The 18,290-nt window shown below is 72.9% G+C and carries 15 protein-coding genes; 7 read left to right on the forward strand and 8 right to left on the reverse strand.

The window, feature by feature from the left end:
* Positions 1-2 precede the first annotated feature (2 nt).
* Positions 3-785: an ABC transporter ATP-binding protein gene (locus tag C569_RS0104370; RefSeq protein WP_018784582.1), complete on the reverse strand. Its 783-nt coding sequence runs from the start codon at positions 783-785 to the stop codon at positions 3-5.
* Positions 786-1,071: 286 nt separating this feature from the next.
* Here C569_RS0104370 and C569_RS0104375 point away from each other — a divergent pair, with 286 nt between their 5' ends.
* Entirely contained in the window at positions 1,072-2,100 is a 1,029-nt protein-coding gene (locus C569_RS0104375) for an ABC transporter substrate-binding protein (RefSeq protein ID WP_018784583.1), read from the forward strand.
* Positions 2,101-2,203: 103 nt separating this feature from the next.
* Positions 2,204-3,034 (forward strand): ABC transporter permease, encoded by an 831-nt coding sequence (locus tag C569_RS0104380; RefSeq protein ID WP_018784584.1) that lies wholly within the window; start codon positions 2,204-2,206, stop codon positions 3,032-3,034.
* A gap of 154 nt (positions 3,035-3,188) precedes the next feature.
* Here the strand turns inward: C569_RS0104380 and C569_RS0104385 are convergent, their stop codons facing one another.
* Positions 3,189-4,370: an ABC transporter substrate-binding protein gene (locus tag C569_RS0104385; protein ID WP_018784585.1), complete on the reverse strand. Its 1,182-nt coding sequence runs from the start codon at positions 4,368-4,370 to the stop codon at positions 3,189-3,191.
* A gap of 447 nt (positions 4,371-4,817) precedes the next feature.
* On the opposite strand from C569_RS0104385, the gene C569_RS0104390 reads away from it, so the two are divergent.
* The 4 genes from C569_RS0104390 to C569_RS0104405 all read left to right on the forward strand — a co-directional run bounded on the left by C569_RS0104390 (position 4,818) and on the right by C569_RS0104405 (position 9,298).
* Positions 4,818-7,871 carry a sensor histidine kinase gene (locus C569_RS0104390; RefSeq protein ID WP_018784586.1) on the forward strand — a complete coding sequence of 1,018 codons (3,054 nt, stop codon included), beginning with the start codon at positions 4,818-4,820 and terminating at the stop codon, positions 7,869-7,871.
* Positions 7,868-8,275 carry a roadblock/LC7 domain-containing protein gene (locus tag C569_RS0104395; RefSeq protein WP_013288588.1) on the forward strand — a complete coding sequence of 136 codons (408 nt, stop codon included), beginning with the start codon at positions 7,868-7,870 and terminating at the stop codon, positions 8,273-8,275. The genes C569_RS0104390 and C569_RS0104395 overlap by 4 nt, the downstream gene beginning before the upstream one ends.
* 62 nt (positions 8,276-8,337) lie before the next feature.
* The gene (locus tag C569_RS0104400; RefSeq protein WP_013288587.1) at positions 8,338-8,700 is read left to right on the forward strand and encodes a DUF742 domain-containing protein; all 363 of its coding nucleotides are present in this window, start codon (positions 8,338-8,340) and stop codon (positions 8,698-8,700) included.
* Positions 8,681-9,298: an ATP/GTP-binding protein gene (locus C569_RS0104405; RefSeq protein ID WP_018784589.1), complete on the forward strand. Its 618-nt coding sequence runs from the start codon at positions 8,681-8,683 to the stop codon at positions 9,296-9,298. Before C569_RS0104400 ends, C569_RS0104405 begins: the two co-directional genes overlap by 20 nt.
* A gap of 11 nt (positions 9,299-9,309) precedes the next feature.
* Here C569_RS0104405 and C569_RS0104410 read toward each other — a convergent pair whose 3' ends face one another.
* Genes C569_RS0104410 through C569_RS0104430 form a run of 5 tightly spaced genes read right to left on the reverse strand, consistent with a single transcriptional unit; the run spans position 9,310 to position 16,847 of the window.
* Positions 9,310-10,398 carry a uroporphyrinogen-III synthase gene (locus C569_RS0104410; RefSeq protein WP_018784590.1) on the reverse strand — a complete coding sequence of 363 codons (1,089 nt, stop codon included), beginning with the start codon at positions 10,396-10,398 and terminating at the stop codon, positions 9,310-9,312.
* Complete coding sequence (gene nirD / locus C569_RS0104415) at positions 10,398-10,745, reverse strand: nitrite reductase small subunit NirD (protein ID WP_018784591.1); 348 nt, start codon at positions 10,743-10,745, stop codon at positions 10,398-10,400. Before nirD ends, C569_RS0104410 begins: the two co-directional genes overlap by 1 nt.
* Positions 10,742-13,273: a nitrite reductase large subunit NirB gene (gene nirB, locus C569_RS0104420; protein WP_018784592.1), complete on the reverse strand. Its 2,532-nt coding sequence runs from the start codon at positions 13,271-13,273 to the stop codon at positions 10,742-10,744. The genes nirD and nirB overlap by 4 nt, the downstream gene beginning before the upstream one ends.
* The gene (locus C569_RS0104425) at positions 13,270-14,742 is read right to left on the reverse strand and encodes an FAD-dependent oxidoreductase (RefSeq protein WP_018784593.1); all 1,473 of its coding nucleotides are present in this window, start codon (positions 14,740-14,742) and stop codon (positions 13,270-13,272) included. Before C569_RS0104425 ends, nirB begins: the two co-directional genes overlap by 4 nt.
* Complete coding sequence (locus tag C569_RS0104430) at positions 14,739-16,847, reverse strand: molybdopterin oxidoreductase family protein (protein ID WP_051090447.1); 2,109 nt, start codon at positions 16,845-16,847, stop codon at positions 14,739-14,741. Before C569_RS0104430 ends, C569_RS0104425 begins: the two co-directional genes overlap by 4 nt.
* 146 nt (positions 16,848-16,993) lie before the next feature.
* On the opposite strand from C569_RS0104430, the gene C569_RS0104435 reads away from it, so the two are divergent.
* On the forward strand, positions 16,994-17,704 hold the full coding sequence (locus tag C569_RS0104435; RefSeq protein WP_026267688.1) for a class I SAM-dependent methyltransferase: 711 nt from the start codon (positions 16,994-16,996) through the stop codon (positions 17,702-17,704).
* Here the strand turns inward: C569_RS0104435 and C569_RS29820 are convergent.
* A complete protein-coding gene (locus C569_RS29820) occupies positions 17,677-18,276 on the reverse strand; it encodes a PIN domain-containing protein (protein WP_018784596.1) in 600 nt (199 codons plus the stop codon). The genes C569_RS0104435 and C569_RS29820 overlap by 28 nt on opposite strands.
* Between the last annotated feature and the right edge of the window lie 14 nt (positions 18,277-18,290).

Here is an 18,290-nt window from a genome sequence, read left to right on the forward strand (position 1 = left end):
GGTCACCGTCCTCCCACGGGTACGCCCGGGGCGTCCCGCTCCATCAGCAGTTCGTGCAGCTCGGCGCTGATCCGTGCGACGTCGGCCAGGTGTTCGTGGCGGCCCAGCGTGCGGGGCCGGGGGACGTTCACCTCGACCACCTCGCGGATGCGGCCGGGGCGCGGGCTGAGCACGACGACCCGGTCGGCGAGCAGTACCGCCTCGTCGATCGAGTGGGTGACGAAGACGATCGTCGCCTTCGTCTCCATGTGCACCCGCTGGAGTTCGCCGGAGAGTTCCTCACGGGTGAGCGCGTCGAGCGCGGAGAACGGCTCGTCCATCAGCATCACCCGGGGTGAGCCGATCAGCGACCGGCACAGCGAGACGCGCTGCTGCATGCCGCCGGACAGCTCGTGCGGGAGGCGCTTCTCGAAGCCGCCCAGCCCGGCCATCTCCAGCAGCTTGCGGGCCCGGTCGCGGTGCTCGGCCCGGCGCCAGCCGAAGATCTCCACCGGCAGCAGCACGTTGTCCAGCACCGAGCGCCAGGGCAGCAGTGCCGGCCGCTGGAACAGCATCGCCACGTCGCGGCGGGGCTTCGTGATCGGCGTACCGTCCACGGTGATCTCACCGCCGGTGACCGGCAGCAGACCGGCGATCATGCGCAGCAGCGTGGACTTGCCGCAGCCGGAGCGGCCGAGGACGGCGACGAACTCGCCTTCGGCGACGTCGAGGTCGATGCCGCGCAACGCCTCCACCCGCCCCGAACGGCCGTCGAAGGTGCGGGACACCCCGGACAGTCGGATCATCTCCCGCCGGCTCCCTTCCACGTCGTTGGCGAACGCGAGCCGGGCTAGCGTAGCGGACCGGCCATATAGCACCGTCCGGGGTGGACGTCAGTCCGCTTTCTGTCACGCAACTTCGTTTCCGTTCCGCAACCGGGACGGCGGCGGCGGTTCATCCACCTTCTCGTACGCTGTTGCGCGCGAAGAGTCCCCTCACGACGGTCCAGTCGGCCGAACCCATGTGCCGACCCCGTCGGACCCACGACCCGACCGGCGAAGAAGTCCTGGTCGGAAAGGACATGGTGCACTGATGAGAAGGCTGACCCGTACGGTCGCCGCCGCGGCTCTGGCCACCGCCCTCGCCCTGGTGGGCGGCTGCAGCAGCGACTCGGAGAAGTCCGAGAGCGGCGGCGGCAACGGCGCGGCGCTGGAGAAGGTGACGTACCTCACCTCGTTCGGCAACTTCGGGCGTGACTCCTACGCCTGGGTGGCGAAGGACAAGGGCTTCTTCAAGGAGGCCGGTTTCGAGGTCGACATCAAGCCCGGTCAGGGCACGGGCTCCGTCATCCAGACCATCACCGGCGGCCAGGCCGACTTCGGCCCGATCGACCTGACCGGTGGCATCCTCCAGCTCGGCAACGGTCAGGCGAAGGACTTCGTGGCGGTGGCCGCGATCCAGCAGCGCACCATGGCCGCGATCGTCACGGTCGAGGGCAAGAACATCGCCACCCCGAAGGACCTCGAGGGCAAGAAGCTCGCCGACACCCCGACGTCCGTCGTGCGCAACCTCTTCCCGACGTACGCGCGGCTGGCCGGCATCGACGGCAGCAAGGTGACCTGGGTCAACGGTGAGGCGCAGGGCCTGATCGGCATGCTCGGCTCGGGTTCGGTGGACGGCATCGGCCAGTTCGTCGTCGGCCAGCCGACGGTGAAGACGGTGACCAAGAAGGAGCCGGTCATCCTGCCGTACAGCAACGTGATGCAGGACCTCTACGGCAACGCGCTGATCACATCCACGAAGATCGCCAAGGAGAAGCCGGAGATGGTGAAGAAGTTCACTGCCGCGCTGCTCAAGGGCCTGGAGTACTCGCTGGCCAACCCGGACGAGGCGGCCGAGATCCTGAAGAAGAACGTGCCGGCCGCCGTGCCGGCCGCGGCCTCCGCCGAGCTTGCGCTGATGGCGGCGTACGTCCGGTCGAGCAACTCCGGCACCGCGATCGGCACGCTCGACAGCGGCCGGGTGGCCAAGAGCATCGCGCTGCTCCAGGGCGCCGGTTCGCTCAAGCAGAACCTCACCCCGGACCAGATCATCGACTTCAACCTCGCGCCGAAGGCCTGACCGGTCCGCTCGGGCCAACGGGGGTGCGACCCGCCGGACACCCCGGTGGGGCGCACCCCCTTCCCGTGCCGGTCACACCGACCGGCGCAGAGAGGAGGACACGTTGACACAGTCGACCGAGGCCCGGCCGGAGGCGCCGCCGCGCCCGACGGTCCGGCGCGGGGTCGCCGTACGCCCGGCGGCGGTCGGACTGCCGGCGCTGGGACTGGTGATCGCGGTGGCGGCCTGGTGGCTGGTCACCTCGGGCCTGAACCTGGTGCACCCGGCCGCGTTGCCCCCGCCGCAGGCGGTGGGGAAGTCCCTCACCGGCACCACGGAGGTGCTGCTGCCCGCGCTGGGCATCACCACCTGGATGACCCTGTTCGGCTTCCTGCTCTCGTCGGTGGCCGGGGTGCTGATCGGGATGGCGCTGGCCGCCTCCCGCCGGGTGGAGCGGATGTTCGCGCCGCTGCTGGTGGCGGTGAACGCGGTCCCGAAGATCGCGTTCGGGCCGCTGCTGGTCGTGGCGGTGGGCTGGGGGCAGAAACCCATCCTGACCATGGTTTTCCTGCTCTGTTTCTTCCCGATCGTGCTCTCCACCGCGACCGGCCTGACCACCACTCCGGCGGATCTGGCGGAGCTGGGTCGGTCGCTCAACGCCTCGTGGTGGCAGTCGTTCCGCAAGGTGCGCTTCCCGGCGGCGTTGCCGCAGATCTTCGTCGGGCTCAAGGTGGCCATGCCGCTGGCCGCGATCGGGGCGGTGATCGGGGAGTTCTACTCCGACCGCCCGGGCCTGGGGTATCAGATCCTCCAGTACAACGGCGTCGGTGACACCGCGACCGCCTGGGCGGCGATCGTGCTGGTGGCACTGATGAGCATCGTGCTCTACGCGGCCCTGAGCCTGGTCGAGCGCCTGGCCCTGCCCTGGGTGCGGGCCACCACCTCAGCCCGCTGAGCCCCAGACAGGAGAACCCGACGTCGACCGAGAACCCAGAAGAAGACATCAACCCCACGGCTGGCGGCCGACCACGACAGGCGTGGCCCCACCGCAAACCGGCGCAGGTATCAAGCCTGAGCCGGTTGCGGTGGGGCCACGCCCCCAACAGTGACTAACCAGCGAGCCGCCAGCGACCACCCCGAGCTACCAGCGTCGTCAACGCCTGCGGCATCAAGCCGGAGTGGTTGTCCGGCGTCATCCGGATCGGCCCGGACAGCCCGTCGAGCTGCGAGGTCTCCAGCACGTCACGCAGCGCGTCCCGGTGGACGGTGCCCGGCTCGCCGCCGGCCCGCTGCTCGGCGTCGGCGATCAGCTGGACCGCGTCCGCCGCGAACGAGGAGAAGCCGTTGTAGCCGCCGAACCGGGCGGTGTAGTCCTGGAACCACTGCCGTCGCGCGGCCTTGGCCGGGGTGGTGGCGATCACGTCGTCGATCACCATGGTCTGGGTGAAGATCAGCGTCGCCTCGTCGGTCGAGCGGGCCGACGGGCCCAGGAAGAGGTCGCCGGCGGCCGTGGCGTCGAAGAACAGCGACCCGCGGAACTTGCTCTGCCGGGCGGTGGTGGCGGCGAGCATCGCCTGCTCCGGCGTGGTCCACAGGACCAGTGCCTGCGGTTTGCCGTCGATCAGCTCGTTGATCTGCGTGCCGACCTCGGTGTCGGTGACCCGCACCGACTCGTTGCCGACCAGCTTGATCGGGGTCTTGCTCAGTTCGCGGCGCAGGGCGGCGAGCCCTTCCTGGCCGTAGCCCTCGGCGCTGTGCAGCAGCGCCACCTTGCGGATGTTGCGCCGGTCCAGTTCACCGACGAGCGCGGCGGCGCTGTCGGTGGCGTTCGGGGCGAGCTTGAAGACATATCGGCGCTCGGCCACCGGCTCGGTGATGGCACTCGACGACCCGAGTGCGATCGTCGGAATGCGCTTCTCGCCGATCGTTCGGGCCGCGCCGACGGCGCATTCGTTGCAGCCGCCCATGATGACCGCGCTCACGCGTGAGTCACTGCTGAAATCGTTGATGTTCCGCAAGGACTCCGCCGCGTCCGAGCGGTTGTCCTTGACCCGCAGATCGATCTTCCGGCCGCCCAGCGCGCCGGAGGCGTTCAACTGCTCGACCTTCAGTTGCAGAGCCCGTTGGTAGACCTTGCCGACCGGCGCCGACGCGCCGGAGAGTTCCAGGTCGGCGGCGATCACGATCGGGCTGGTGTCCTGCGGTTCCCCGCCGATCCCGCAGCCGGTGAGCGTGGTGGCCAGCACGGCCGATGCGAGCGCCGCGATGCTCGCGGAGCGGATGGGGCTCAACTCAGTCCTCCAGGTGCGGCGCGGGCCGACGCCCGACCACCGCCGCTCGTCCGTCCTCAGTGGAGGAACGGGATTGGTTTGCCGTACGGTGTGCGCGAAGCCTGCAAAACCTTGCCAATGCCGGGGCCTGTGGTCAAGCGGGGATGTCGGGTGCTGTTTCGGGACAACCATCCCACATGCTGGGGTCACGGAGCATTAACCGACAATTACTGCACAGAAGCGTATGACCACTCTGGAGTGACATCCCCTGATCAGGGGGTCGGAGAAAAGAAGGTATTAGGTGATCGGATCCCGGGTTGCGTCAGCCGCGACCGTTTCCTGCCTCACTGCGGCTTCCCAAACAGGATCTCGTCTGATGAAATCGCGGCCGTGCCGCGCGCGGCGCTGGCCGCTGCGCCAGGCACGGGTCAGCGGGTCGCGCGTGGAAGAAACGACGGAGGCGATGTCGTGAGCACCGGACCTACGGCCCTGCCCGGGACCCCCGACGCCGAACAGCGGAACCGGCGCCGGCGCCTGCCCAGGCTGCGCGACGCGCGGATCCGCTCCAAGCTCGCCCTCATCCTGGTCGTTCCGGTCGCAGCTGTCATCGCACTGGCAACTATCCGACTCGTCTCGGTCGGTCAGGGCGCGTACGAGGCGGACCAGGTCCGGGCGCTGAGCGCGGTGTCGGTCGACATCGCGGCGCTCACCCAGGACCTGCACAAGGAGCGGATGGCGGCGGCGGTCTTCCTGGCCGACGCGAACCAGAAGCCGGACGCCTACAACCTGCGGGTGCGCCAGACCGACGAGCGCATCGCGGCGTACCAGGACGAGCGGGGCAGGCTCGGCGACCTGACGGGCGCCATCAGCAACCAGCTCAGGGTGATCGACGCCCACCTGTCCACGTTGAACGGCACCCGCCAGGAGGTGCTGGACCGGCTGCAGATGCCGGTGGCCGAGGCGGCCCTGCGCTACGGCATCGTGCTGGACGACCTGGTCGCGTACAGCGACGCGCTGGCCCAGCAACCGGGCGCGGACAGCCTGGCCGACGCCCGCCGTGCGGTGGCCGCGTTCGCCCACGCCAAGGCCGAGGTGGCCGAGGAGCAGGCGGTGGCCTTCACCGCACTCGACGGCGGCGCGGTCGACGAGGAGCAGTTCTCGTCCTTCGTGGCCACGCTCACCGGTCAGCAGGAGGCGCTGCTCACCTTCTCCCGGACCGCGACGCCGAGCCAGCGGGCCCTGGTGGACCGCACCGTCTCCGGTGACGCCGTCCAGCTCGCCGACCGGGTCGCCGGCGACATCTCCCGGTCCGTCGGGCGCCCGGCGCTGGTCACCCGCGACGAGGCGTCCGCCGCCGTCGGCGCGGTCGACGACCTGATGCGGTGGGCCGAGATCCAGCTCCTGGACGACATGCTCGCCGACGCCGACGAGGTACGCGCCGACGTGATCCGGCAGGCGATCGTGGAGAGCCTGCTCGTGCTGCTCACGCTCGCGGTCGCGGTGACGCTCGCCGTGGTGCTCGCCCGCTCGCTCAACGACTCGCTGCGGCGGCTGCGTGAGGGCGCGCTCGCCGTGGCCAACCACGACCTGCCGGACGCGGTGAGTCGGCTCCAGAACGTCAACGCCATCGGCGACGGCGGCGTGGACGAGATCGTCCAGCAGGTACGGGATCCGATCAAGCTGAGCAACCGCGACGAGGTCGGCCAGGTGGCAGTGGCCTTCAACGTGGTCCACCGCGAGGCGGTCCGGGTCGCGGCCGAACAGGCCGCACTGCGGACGAGCGTCTCGGCGATGTTCCTCAACCTGGCCCGCCGCTCGCAGAGCCTGGTCGACCGGATGATCGGCGAGCTGGACGCGATCGAGCGGTCCGAAGAGGACCCGAAGCGTCTGGCGCAGCTGTTCGAGCTGGACCACCTCGCCACCCGGATGCGCCGCAACGACGAGAACCTGCTGGTGCTCGCCGGCGCCGACTCGGCCGTGCCGCGTCGCGACGACGCGCTCCTGGTCGACGTGCTGCGCGCTGCGCAGTCCGAGGTCGAGCTCTACAACCGGATCGAGTTCGGCACCGTCGACAACGACATCTCGGTCGCCGCGCACGCCGTCAACGACGTCGTCCGGCTGGTCGCCGAGCTGCTCGACAACGCCACCCGGTTCTCGCCACCGAACACCGCAGTGGTCGCCGACGGCCGCCGGATCCGCGACTACGTGCTGATCCAGATCGAGGACCGCGGTCTGGGCCTCAGCGACGACCAACTCGACTCGCTCAACCGGCGCCTGGCCGCGCCGCCGACCGTCGACGTGGCGGCGTTCCGGCTGATGGGCCTGGCCGTGGTGAGCCGGCTCGCGTCCCGCTACGGGATCCGCGTCGAGCTGCGCCGCAACGTCGAGGGCGGCACCGTCGCCCAGGTCACGCTGCCGAACTCGACAGTCGTGCTGCCGGCCAACCGGGGCCAGGCCCCGCTGACCCGGCCGCGTCAGCCGCTCGCCGTCGAGCAGTCGCCGCTCAGCCAGGTCGGCGGCACCGACGCACTCGCCGGCGCCGGGCGGGGCGCGGCCACCGCGACGCTCGCCGACCAGTGGCGCGGGACGACCACCGCTCCGCCGTCCCGGTGGCAGACGCCCGCCGAGACGCGCGACACCACGCCCGCCGTGCAGCTGGGTGGGGCGACCGGCGCGCTGCCCACGGTGGCGACGCCCGCCCCGGTGGCCGCGGCGCCCGCGCCCGCGACCGCGCCGGCTCCGGTCTCCGGAGCGGGCTGGTCGGCGGGGGGACCGACGGTGGCGTACCCGGCGCTGGACCCCCTGCCGAAGCGGACGCCGGGTGTCGAGACCACGGCACCCGCGTCCCAGGCCGCGCCTCCGGCCTACCAGCCGCTGGCCGCGGCGCCGGCGGTGGAGAGCACGCCGGCGACGCCGGTGGTGGCCCGGCCCGAACAGCGGGCCGAGGCGCCGATATTCCGGGAGATGGAGGCGGTCTGGTTCCGTTCGCACGGAGACGACGAGACCACGATCTTCACCCGTCCCACGTTCGACGAGCCGCCCGCGCCGGCACAGCCGGCGGTGGCACCCCCCACGGCGTCGGCACGTCCGAAGCTGCCCACCCGCACCCCGGGGGCCCAGGCGTCGGGGCTGACCACGCCGCCCGCTTACAGCCCGCCGGACGTTCCGGCCACGCCGCCGGCGGCCGCGACGCCGCCCCCGGCGCCACCCGCCGCCGAGCCCGCGCCCGCGCCGTCGATCGACCCGGAGGCCTGGCGTACGGCGGCCGACGAGGGCTGGTCGCGGGCCAACCGTGCCGCGGAGCCCACCACCGGCGGCACCACCCGCTCCGGTCTGCCCAAGCGGGTGCCGCAGGCCCAGCTCGTGCCCGGCGGGATAGAGCCGAAGAGCGGCCGGGACCGCAGTCGGCGCACGCCGGACGAGGTACGCGGCCTGCTCTCCGCCTACCACCGTGGCGTCCAGCGGGGCCGTACGGCCGGCGCCGATCTGAACAGCACCTCGACCAAGGAGACGAACCGATGAACAGGCCGGCGGCCATGCAGGACATGGGGTGGCTTCTCACCAACTTCGCCGACAGCGTCGCGGGCATCGCGCACGTGGTGGCGGTGTCCGCGGACGGGCTGCTGCTCGCCTCCTCCCGGGACCTGCCCGGCGACCGGGCCGACCAGCTCGCCGCGATCACCTCCGGCGTGGTGAGCCTGACCGAGGGCGCGGCGCGGATGTTCAGCGCCGGCGGGGTGTTGCAGACCGTGATCGAGATGGACAGCGGCTACCTGTTCCTGATGTCCATCAGCGACGGTTCGTCGATGGCCGTGCTCGCGGCGCGCAGCTGCGACGTCGGCCAGGTGGGTTACGAGATGGCGCTGCTGGTGGAGCGGGTCGGCCAGGCGCTGGTCCCGCTGCCGAGGGACGCGGTCCGGTCCTGATCGGACCGGGGAGCTGACGACCGGAGCCGGTGCGGCTCCGAACGAGGGGAGGTGATCGCGAGATGGACCCGCGACGTGATCCACGTGGCGCGCTGGTGCGTCCGTACGCGGTCACCCGGGGCCGCACCGAGCCGTTGCAGAACATCGCGCTCGAAGCGGTGCTGTCGAGCACGCCGACGCAGTCGGCCGAGGCGCGTTTCGCCGGGCACGACAAGTACCGCATCTCCTCGGTCTGTGAGGGCCGGGCGCAGTCGCTTGCGGAAATCGCCGCTTACACCCGGATGCCGCTGGGCGTCACCCGGGTGCTGGTCGCCGACATGGTGGCCGAGGGCCTGCTGACGCTACATACTGCCGCTCCCGCGACGGGTTTCGCGGCGCGGATGAACCTGCTTGGAAGGGTGCTAAGTGGACTTCGCGAACTATGACCCCGACGGGGCGAGCCGCGGCCGGGAGATCATCTCCGCGAAGATCGTGATCGCGGGTGGCTTCGGCGTGGGCAAGACCACGCTCGTCGGGGCGATCTCCGAGATCCAGCCGCTGACCACCGAGGCGCTGATGACCGCGGCTGGCGTGGGCATCGACGACGCGTCGAAGGTGCCGGGCAAGGAGACCACCACGGTCGCCATGGACTTCGGCCGTATCACGATGGCCGAGGACCTGATCCTCTATCTGTTCGGGACGCCGGGCCAGACCCGCTTCTGGTTCATGTGGGACGAGATCATCCGGGGCGCGGTGGGCGCGGCGGTGCTCGTGGACACCCGCCGGATCACCGACGCGTTCGCGCCGCTGGACTACTTCGAGAACCGCAAGCTGCCGTACGTCGTGGCGTTGAACCGCTTCGGCGACGCGCCGCACTACGAGCTGGAGGAGGTCCGGGAGGCGCTCGCGATCTCCCCGGACGTGCCGATGGTCATGTGCGACGCCCGCCAGCGGGACTCGGTCAAGCAGGTGCTCGTCACGGTGGTCGAGCACGCGATGCTCCGCCTCCAGGCCGAGCACGGCTACCCGGCCTCGGTGGGCTGACCGCCTGCGGGTCAGTCGACCCGCAGGCGGTAGCCCCGCTTGACCACTGTGTGCACCACACGGGGGGCGTTCAGCCCGGCCCGCAGGCGGGCGACAGCCATCTCCACCGCGTGCTCGTCGGCGCCGCGCGGCAACGTCCGCAGCAGCGCGGTGCGGGAGAGCACCTTACCCGGCGACGCGGCCAGCGCCCGCAGCACCGCCATCGGCGCCGGCGCCAGCTGACGCAGCTCCCCGTCCACCACCGCGGCGTGCCCGCGCAGCGTCAGCACGTGCCCGGCCGCCTTCACCGAGACCGTGCGCCGGGGCAGTTCCTCGACGATGGTGCGGACCAGGGCGCCCAGCCGGGCCCGGCTCGGCGCGCTCACCGGCACCCCGCGCCGCACCAGTGGTTCGGCGGTGACGGTGCCGACGCACCCGGCCAGCACGTCGCCGCGCAGCGCCTCCAGCACCGTCTCGGTACGGTCCCCGGCCGCCCGCAGCAGTGCCTCGGCCGCCGGGGCCGAGGTGAACGTGACGGCGTCGACGAGACGCCCGGCCACCAGGTCGATCAGCCGGTGCAGCGGCGCCGGGTCGGCCGGTGGCGCCCACCGGTACACCGGCACCTCGATCACCGTGGCGCCGGCCGCCACCAGCGCGTCGGCGCACTCGGGCTGCCGTTCACCGTGTAGCTGCATCGCCACCACCTGGCCGGCCACCCCGCGCCGGACCAGGTGCTCGACCACCTCGTCGCAGCTCTCCGACTCCGGGGACCAGTGCTCGCGCAGCCCGGCGGCACGGATCGCGCCGGTCGCCTTCGGACCACGGGACACCACGTACGCGCGGTCGAGCGTGCCGCGCAGCGGCTCGGCCAGCCCCCAGCCCTCGGCCGCCTCCAGCCAGCCGCGCATGCCGATGCCGGTGTTGGCCATCAGCACGTCCGGCGGGTGTTCCAGGCAGGCCCGGGTGGCCTCACGCAGGTCGGTGTCGTCGGCCAGCGGGACGATCCGCAGCGCCGGGGCGAGCACCACCCGCGCGCCGCGCCGCTGGAGCAGCGCGGCCAGTTCGTCGCGCCGCCGGTCGGCGGTGACGCCGATGGTGAAGCCGGCCAGCTCGTCCCGCATCATTCCTCCTGCCGTAGCCGCACCTCGACCAGGCCGTCCCGGCAGCGCACCGGGTGCCGGCGCAGCGTCACGCCCGGCAGGTCCAGGCACCGCCCGGTGGTGAGGTCGTAGACCTGCTTGTGCAGCGGCGAGGCGAGCGTGGGCACCCCGCCCCGGCTGCCGACCAGGCCCCGGGACATGACGTACGCGCCGCCGACCGGGTCGAGGTTGTCCACCGCGTACAGGCCGTCGGTGGTCCGGAAGACCGCAACCTGGACGTCCTGGACGAGCGCGGCCACGCCCCGGTCGGGGTCGAGCCGGTCCAGCGGGCAGACCGGGGTCCAGTCCAGCGTGACGACGGGGCTCATCGGCGTACCTCCGGTAGGCCCAGCACGACGGGCTGGCGACGGTGCCCGCCGTCCGGGGGCGTGCCCCGGACCGGCACCGGCTGACCCCGCTCCTGGGTGAACGTGATGGACGGGTCGGGCACGTCGGGCGCGTTGACGAAGGAGGTGAAGCGGCGCAGCCGGTCCGGGTCCTCCAGCACGTCGCGCCACTCGTCGGAGTAGCCCGTGACGTGCCGGGCCATCGCCGCGTCGAGGTCGGCGCAGAGCCCGAGCGAGTCGTCCACGAGCACCGACCGGAGGTGGTCCAGGCCGCCGTCCATGGCCTCGATCCAGGCGGCGGTGCGCTGCAACCGGTCGGCGGTGCGGATGTAATACATTAAAAATCTATCGATTAGTCGAATCAGTGCTTCTGTGGATAAATCAGTGGCGAACAGGTCGGCGTGCCGGGGCCGGAAACCGCCGTTGCCGCCGACGTACAGGTTCCAGCCGGTCTCGGTGGCGATGACGCCGAAGTCCTTGCTCCGGGCCTCGGCGCACTCCCGGGCGCAGCCGGAGACCGCCGACTTGAGCTTGTGCGGCGCACGCAGGCCCCGGTAGCGCAGCTCCAGGGCGACCGCGAGCCCGACCGAGTCCTGCACGCCGTAGCGGCACCAGGTGTCGCCCACGCAGGACTTCACAGTGCGCAGCGCCTTGCCGTACGCGTGGCCCGACTCGAAACCCGCGTCGACCAGCCGGCGCCAGATCTGCGGCAACTGGTCGACCCGCGCGCCGAACAGGTCGATCCGCTGCCCTCCGGTGATCTTGGTGTAGAGCCGGAAGTCGCGCGCCACCTCACCGATCGCGATCAGCTTCTCCGGGGTGATCTCGCCACCGGGAATCCGCGGCACCACCGAGTAGCTGCCGTCGCGCTGCAGGTTGGCCAGGAAGTGGTCGTTCGTGTCCTGGAGCGACGCCTGCTCGCCGTCGAGCACGTGCCCGGTGCCGAGCGAGGCCAGGATCGAGGCCACCACCGGCTTGCAGATGTCGCACCCGCTGCCGCGCCCGTGCTCGGCGACGAGCCGGGAGAACGTACTGATGCCCCGCACCCGGATCAGGTCGAACAGCTCCTGCCGGCTGTGGTCGAAGTGCTCGCACAGCGCCGTCGACTGGCGTACCCCGGCGGCGTCCAGCAGCTGCTTCAGCATCGGGACGCAGGAGCCGCAGCTCGTACCGGCGCGGGTGCACGCCTTCAGCGCCGGCACGTCGGTCGCCCCACCGGCGATCGCCGCGTCCAGGTCGGCCCGGGTCACCGCGTTGCAGGAGCAGACCTGCGCGGTGGCGGGCAACGCGCCCGCACCCGCGCCCGCGCCGCCGGCCGGCGCCAGCAACGCCAGCGGGGGAGCGGGTAGCGGCCCGCCGACACTGGCCCGCAACGTCGGGTACGCGCTCGCGTCCCCGACCAGCACGCCGCCGAGCAGCGTCCGCGCGTCGTCGGAGAGGACCAGCTTCGCGTACGAGCGGGTGGCCGGATCGGTGTACGTCACGTCGAGGCAGCCGGGGGTGACGCCGTGCGCGTCACCGAACGAGGCCACGTCCACGCCGAGCAGCTTGAGTTTCGTGGCGGTGTCCGCGCCGGGGAACGTCGCCGCGCCGCCGAGCAGCCGGTCCGCGACCACCTCGGCGGTGGCGTACCCGGGGGCGACCAGACCGTGGCAGACCCCGTCCACCGCCGCGCACTCGCCGACCGCCCAGATCCGTTCGTCGGCGGTCCGGCAGGACGCGTCCACCAGCACGCCGCCGCGCGGGCCCAGCGGCAGCCCCGCCACCCGGGCCAGTTCGTCGCGTGGACGGATCCCGGCGGCCACCACCACCAGCTCCGCGTCGACGGTCCGGCCGTCGGCCAGGTCGAGTGCGGCCACAGTGCCGTCCGGCCCGGTGCGCAGCGCCGTGGTGGCCACCCCGAGGTACGGCGTGACGCCCAGCTCCTCGACGTACCGCCGGAGCATCGCGCCACCCGCCTCGTCCACCTGGACCGGCATCAGCCGGGGCGCGAACTCGACAACGCTCGTGGCGAGTCCGAGCAGCCGCAGCGCGTTCGCCGCCTCCAGCCCGAGCAGCCCGCCACCGATCACCGCGCCGGTACGGCGGCCCCGGGCGTGCTCCCGGATCGCGGACAGGTCGTCCAGCGTCCGGTAGACGAAGACGCCTGGCAGATCGGTGCCGTCGACCGGCGGCACGAACGCGTACGAGCCGGTGGCCAGCACCAGCGCGTCGTACGGGTACTCGCCGGCCGCCGTGGTCACCACCCGCCGGGCCCGGTCGACGCCGGTGGCCGGTTCGCCCAGGCGCAGGTCCACTCCCGCGTCGGGGGTGTGCAGGTTCAGCTCACCGGCGTCCACCCCGTCGAACACGGCCGAGAGCCGCACCCGGTCGTACGCCGGGCGCCGCTCCTCGGCGAGGACCGTGACCCGCCACCGCCCGTCGGTGTCCCGGGCCCGCAGCGCCTCGACGAAGCGCTGCCCCACCATCCCGTTCCCGACGACGACCAGTCTGCTGATCCGCTCGGTCATGACGCCACCTCCACCGTCTCGCGTACCTCGTCGGTTGTGGACGGATCCGCCTCGGCGAGCCAGCCGGCGATGCCCGCCACCGCGTCCCGGCAGCTGCCGCAGCCGGTGGCGGCCCGGGTCGCCGCGGACAGCGCCGCCGCCGTCCGGGCGCCCGCCCGCCAGCACGCCACCAGTGCGCCCTTGCTCACGTCGTTGCACCGGCACACGGTCGCGGCGTCCGGCATCAGCGCCGGTGACGCGGCCGGTCCGGCCGGCATCTCGCCGAACGCCCGGCCGAGCAGCAGCGAACGCCGGTCCGCCGGCACCGGCGCGCCCCTGTCGAAAAGCTGCACCACGGTGCCGACCGCCGGGTTGTCGCCGAGCAGGATCGCGCCGGTCAGTCGCTCGTCCCGGATGCGCAGCCGGGCGTAGGTGCCCCGGGCCGGGTCGGCGAAGGTCAGCTCCTCGACCGGTCCGTCCGGGTCGCCCGTGCCGGCCACGTCGCCCATCGCGGCCAGGTCGATGCCGGCCGCCTTGAGCCGGGTCACCGCCGGCCGGGGCCGGTAGCGGGCCAGCGGGTCCGCGCCGGTCAGCACGTCGGCCACCACCCGGGCCTGTGCCCAGGCGGGCGCGACCAGCCCGGTCAGCGTGCCGTCGTGCTGCGCGCAGTCGCCGATCGCGGAGATCCGCCGGTCGCTCGTCCGCATCCGGTCGTCCACCACCACACCCCGCTCGACGGCGAGCCCGGCCGCCGCGGCGAGCGCGGTGTCGGGGCGTACCCCGCAGCAGAGCACCAGCAGGTCGGCGTCGAGCGGTTCGGCGTCGCCCAGGTGCAGGCGGACGCCGTCGGCGTCGGCGGTCACGGCGGTCGCCGGCACCCCGAGCCGGGACCGGACGCCCAGGCCGGCGAGCGTGCCCGCGAGGACCGCGCCGGCGGGCGGGTCGAGCTGCCGTTCCATCAGGTGGCCGACCGGGTGGACCACAGTCACGTCGAGACCCCGGGCGGCCAGCCCGCGGGCCGCCTCCAGACCCAGCAGCCCGCCGCCGAGCACGATCACGCGTCGCGCGCCCTCGGCGGCGGCGAGGATCCGGCGGCAGTCGCCGAGCGTGCGGAACGGGACGACCCGCTCGGGCAGCGGGGCGAGGCCCGGCAGCGGCGGCACCACGGCCCGGCTGCCGGTGGCGAGCACCAGGTGGTCGTACCCGTGCCGCTCGCCGTCGTCGGTGACAACCTCGCGGGTGGCCCGGTCCACGGCGGTGACCGCCGCGCCGGTGCGGACCCCGACGCCCGGCCCGATTGCTTCGACCAGTTCCACGTCCGGCTCGCCGATGCGCCCGGCGAGCAGCGTGGAGAGCATGATCCGGTTGTACGCGCGGTGCGGCTCCGCCCCGAGCACTGTGACCGAATGGTTCCCGCCGCGCGCGTGCAGCTCGGCGGCGAGCCGGGCGCCGGCCATGCCGTAGCCGACGACGACGATGCGCTCGCTCATGCCGCCTCCACCCGGACCGCGCAGATCTTGAACTCGGGCATCCCGGAGACCGGGTCGAGGGCGTCGTTGGTGACCGAGTTGGCGCGTTGCGCGCCGGGCCAGTGGAACGGCGCGAAGACGGTGTCCGGCCGGATCGCCGTGCTGAGCCGGGCCGGCGCGCGCAGTTCACCCCGGCGGGAGACCACCCGTACCGGTGTCCCTTCGGTCACGCCGATCCGGGCCGCCAGGTCCGGGTGCAGCTCGACGAAGCCGCCGGGTGCGGCCCGGCGCAACGCGGCCACCCGCCGGGTCTGCGCGCCGGACTGGTACTGCGCGAGCACCCGGCCGGTGGTGAAGTGCAGCGGGTAGTCGGCGCACACCGGCTCGGCGGCCGGCCGGTGGGTCACCGGATGGAACCGGGCCCGGCCGTCCGGGGTGGGGAAGCGGTCGGCGAACAGCCGGGGGGTGTCCGGGCCGTCCCGGTCCGGGCAGGGCCAGAACACGCCGGTGTCGGCGTCGATCCGGTCCCAGGTGATCCCGGCGTAGTCGGCCGGCCCGCCGGCCGAGGCCCGGCCCAGCTCCGCGAACACCTCGCGCGGATCGGTCGGCAGCGGCGGCCCGCCGGTCAGCCGTCCGGCGAGCGCGGCGAGGATCTCCAGCTCGGTACGGACGCCGGCGGGTGGTTCGCGCAGTGCCCGGCGGCGCAGCACCCGGCCCTCCAGATTGGTCATCGTGCCGTCCTCCTCGGCCCACTGGGCGACCGGCAGCACCACGTCGGCCAGCTCGGCCGTCTCGGAGCGGACGAGGTCCGCCACCACGAGCAGGTCCAGGGCGCGCAGCCGGGACTCGACCCGCGCCGCGCGGGGCGCGGAAACGACCGGGTTGGAACCGAACACCAGCAGCGCTTGCGCGCCGGACGGCGTGCCGAGGGCGTCGAGGAGCTGGTACGCCGGAACGCCCGGCCCGGGTAGCGAGTCCGGGTCGACGCCCCACACCCCGGCCACGTGCGCGCGGGCCGCCGGGTCGTCGATGCGCCGGTATCCGGGGAGCTGGTCGGCCTTCTGCCCGTGTTCCCGGCCGCCCTGTCCGTTCCCCTGCCCGGTCAGGCAGCCGTAGCCGGAGCCGGGACGGCCGGGCAGGCCCAGGGCGAGTGCCAGGTTGATGAAGGCGGTGACGGTGTCGACGCCCTTGGCGTGCTGCTCGGCGCCCCGGGCGGTGAGGACGACCGCCCGGTCCACTGTGGCCAGTGCGCGGGCGGTCGCGTACAGGTCGGCCACCGGTACGCCGGAGAGCCGTTCGACCTCCGCCGGCCAGTAGCCGGCCACCGTCCGCCGGACCTCGTCGAAGCCGGTGGTCCGCTCCGCGACGTACGTCCGGTCCAGCCAGCCCTCGGTGAGCGCGATGTGCAGCAGCGCGTTCGCCACCGCGAGGTCGGTGCCGGGCAGGGGTTGCAGGTGCAGGTCTGCCTGGCGGGCGGTGGCGGTGGCGCGCGGATCGACCACGATCAGCCGGCCGCCGCGTTCCCGCAGGTCGGCGACGTGCCGCATCAGCGGCGGCATGGTCTCGGCCGGGTTCGCGCCCACCAGCAGCAGCGTGTCCGCGCGGCCGAGGTCGGCGAGCGGGAACGGCAGTCCACGGTCGATTCCGAACGCCCGGTTCCCGGCCGCGGCGGCCGAGGACATGCACCAGCGCCCGTTGTAGTCGATGTGCCGGGTGCGCAGCGTCACCCGGGCGAAGCGGCCGAGCGCGTACGCCTTCTCGTTGGTGAGCCCACCGCCGCCGAAGACCGCGACCGCGTCCGGCCCGTGGCGGTGCTGCACGTCCCGGACCCCGGCGGCGACGCGGTCCAGCGCCTCGTCCCAGGCCGCCGGCCGCAGCTCGCCGCCGGGTCGGTCGCGCAGGAGCGGGGTGGTGAGCCGCTCCGGGTGGTCGAGCAGGTCGGCGGCGGTCCAGCCCTTCTGGCACAGCCCGCCCCGGTTGGTGGGGAAGTCGCGTGCGGCGACCTCGACACCGTCACCGGTGGCGCGCAGCACCATGCCGCACTGCAACGCGCAGTACGGGCAGTGCGTGGCGGCCTCGACGGGGCGTGACCCCGAGCGCGTCGCCGTGCGTGCACCGTCTGTCATGTCGGAAAAGCGTGCCGTCGGGCGGTTTCCGGTCCGGGTCTGCTCTGTTTCGGTCCTGTCACGACCGCTTCACACCGCACGTGGGTGACGTCGTCCTCCGCGGGGTTTACAATGCGGGAAGCTTGTCTCAAATAACGGGAGCAATGATGAGCGTGGTGGACGCGTTCGACGCGGTGGCCGGCAGCTACGACCAGGCCCGGCGCCGCCTGGTGCCCTGCTTCGACGCCTTCTACGGCACCGCCGTCGAGGTGGCCGCACCCCCGCTGCGCGCCGCGCTCGCCGCCGGGCGTACCCCCGAGGTGCTGGACCTCGGCGCGGGCACCGGCCTGCTGTCCCTGCTGCTGGCCGCGGCCGTCCCCGGGGTCCGCCTGACGCTCGTGGACGGCGCTCCCGGCATGCTCGCGGTGGCCGCCGGGCACCTGGACGCCCGGGGCGTGCCGCACCGCACCGTCCACGCCGACCTGGCCGGCCCGCTGCCCGCCGGCCGGTACGACGCGGTGGTCTCCGCGCTGGCCGTCCACCACCTCGACGACTCCGGCAAGCGGGCGCTGTACCGGCGGGCGGCCGACGCGCTCGTCCCCGGCGGGGTGTTCGTCAACGCCGAGCAGGTCGCCGGGCCGACCCCCGCGCTGGACCGCCGCTACGACGAGGTGTGGACGGCCCGGATCACCGAGCTGGGTTCCGACGCCGAGGAGATCGCCGCCGCGCGGGAGCGGATGCGGCACGACCGGCCGGCCCCGGTGGCCGAGCAGTGTCGCTGGCTGGCCGAGGCGGGCCTGGTGGACGTGGACTGCTTCTTCAAGGAATGGCGCTTCGCGGTCTTCGGCGGTCAGCGGCCGGGGGGACCGGCGAGATGATTCTCGAGCCGCTCGGCGAAACGGGGTGCGCCGGCCTTCCGTAGGTGGGCGATCAGTTCGACCAGGTTCTTGTCCTCGGCGACCAGGCTGCGCCGGTAGTAGTCGATCTGCCGCGCCATCGTCTGCAGGACCAGCGGCGTCGAATGGTCGGCCACCCAGTTGAGGAACTCGTCGGCGGTCAAGACCGACAGTGATTCCCGTACGCATTCCGGCGCAAAGGCGCGCCGGTCGTCGGTCACCAGGATGTCGGCGCGCCCGTGGACGGCGGCGGCCAGCACGTGCCGGTCGTCCGGGTCCGGCGGGCACGGCACGTCGTTCGGCGAATAGCCGGTGACGAGGCCGTACGGGAACGCCTGGACGAAGCGTCGCCGCTGCCCGCCGATCGCCTGCTCGGAATGCTCGGGCCGCTTGCGGCGCAGGCGGTACATCCATTCCGCCAGGACGTCCTCGCTGTACCGCAGATCGAAGACGGCGCAGTCGCCTTCGAGCGCGAGAAGGCTGATCCAGTCGCGAAGGGTCCTGGAATAGAGAACGTTCGCGTCCAGGAACACCAGGGCGGCGCTGGGGATCACAGTGGACACCCTAC

This window comes from Micromonospora sp. CNB394 (assembly GCF_000374985.1).
GTDB lineage: Bacteria > Actinomycetota > Actinomycetes > Mycobacteriales > Micromonosporaceae > Micromonospora > Micromonospora marina.

Coding starts and splice junctions, on each gene's coding strand:
- C569_RS0104395 (WP_013288588.1), top strand. CDS start 7,868: ATGAACAGGCCGGCGGCCATGCAGGACATGGGGTGGCTTCTCACCAAC.
- C569_RS0104410 (WP_018784590.1), bottom strand. CDS start 10,398: ATGCGGGACGAGCTGGCCGGCTTCACCATCGGCGTCACCGCCGACCGG.
- nirB (WP_018784592.1), bottom strand. CDS start 13,273: ATGACCGAGCGGATCAGCAGACTGGTCGTCGTCGGGAACGGGATGGTG.
- C569_RS0104435 (WP_026267688.1), top strand. CDS start 16,994: ATGAGCGTGGTGGACGCGTTCGACGCGGTGGCCGGCAGCTACGACCAG.
- C569_RS0104400 (WP_013288587.1), top strand. CDS start 8,338: ATGGACCCGCGACGTGATCCACGTGGCGCGCTGGTGCGTCCGTACGCG.
- nirD (WP_018784591.1), bottom strand. CDS start 10,745: ATGAGCCCCGTCGTCACGCTGGACTGGACCCCGGTCTGCCCGCTGGAC.
- C569_RS0104425 (WP_018784593.1), bottom strand. CDS start 14,742: ATGAGCGAGCGCATCGTCGTCGTCGGCTACGGCATGGCCGGCGCCCGG.
- C569_RS0104430 (WP_051090447.1), bottom strand. CDS start 16,847: ATGACAGACGGTGCACGCACGGCGACGCGCTCGGGGTCACGCCCCGTC.
- C569_RS0104370 (WP_018784582.1), bottom strand. CDS start 785: ATGATCCGACTGTCCGGGGTGTCCCGCACCTTCGACGGCCGTTCGGGG.
- C569_RS0104375 (WP_018784583.1), top strand. CDS start 1,072: ATGAGAAGGCTGACCCGTACGGTCGCCGCCGCGGCTCTGGCCACCGCC.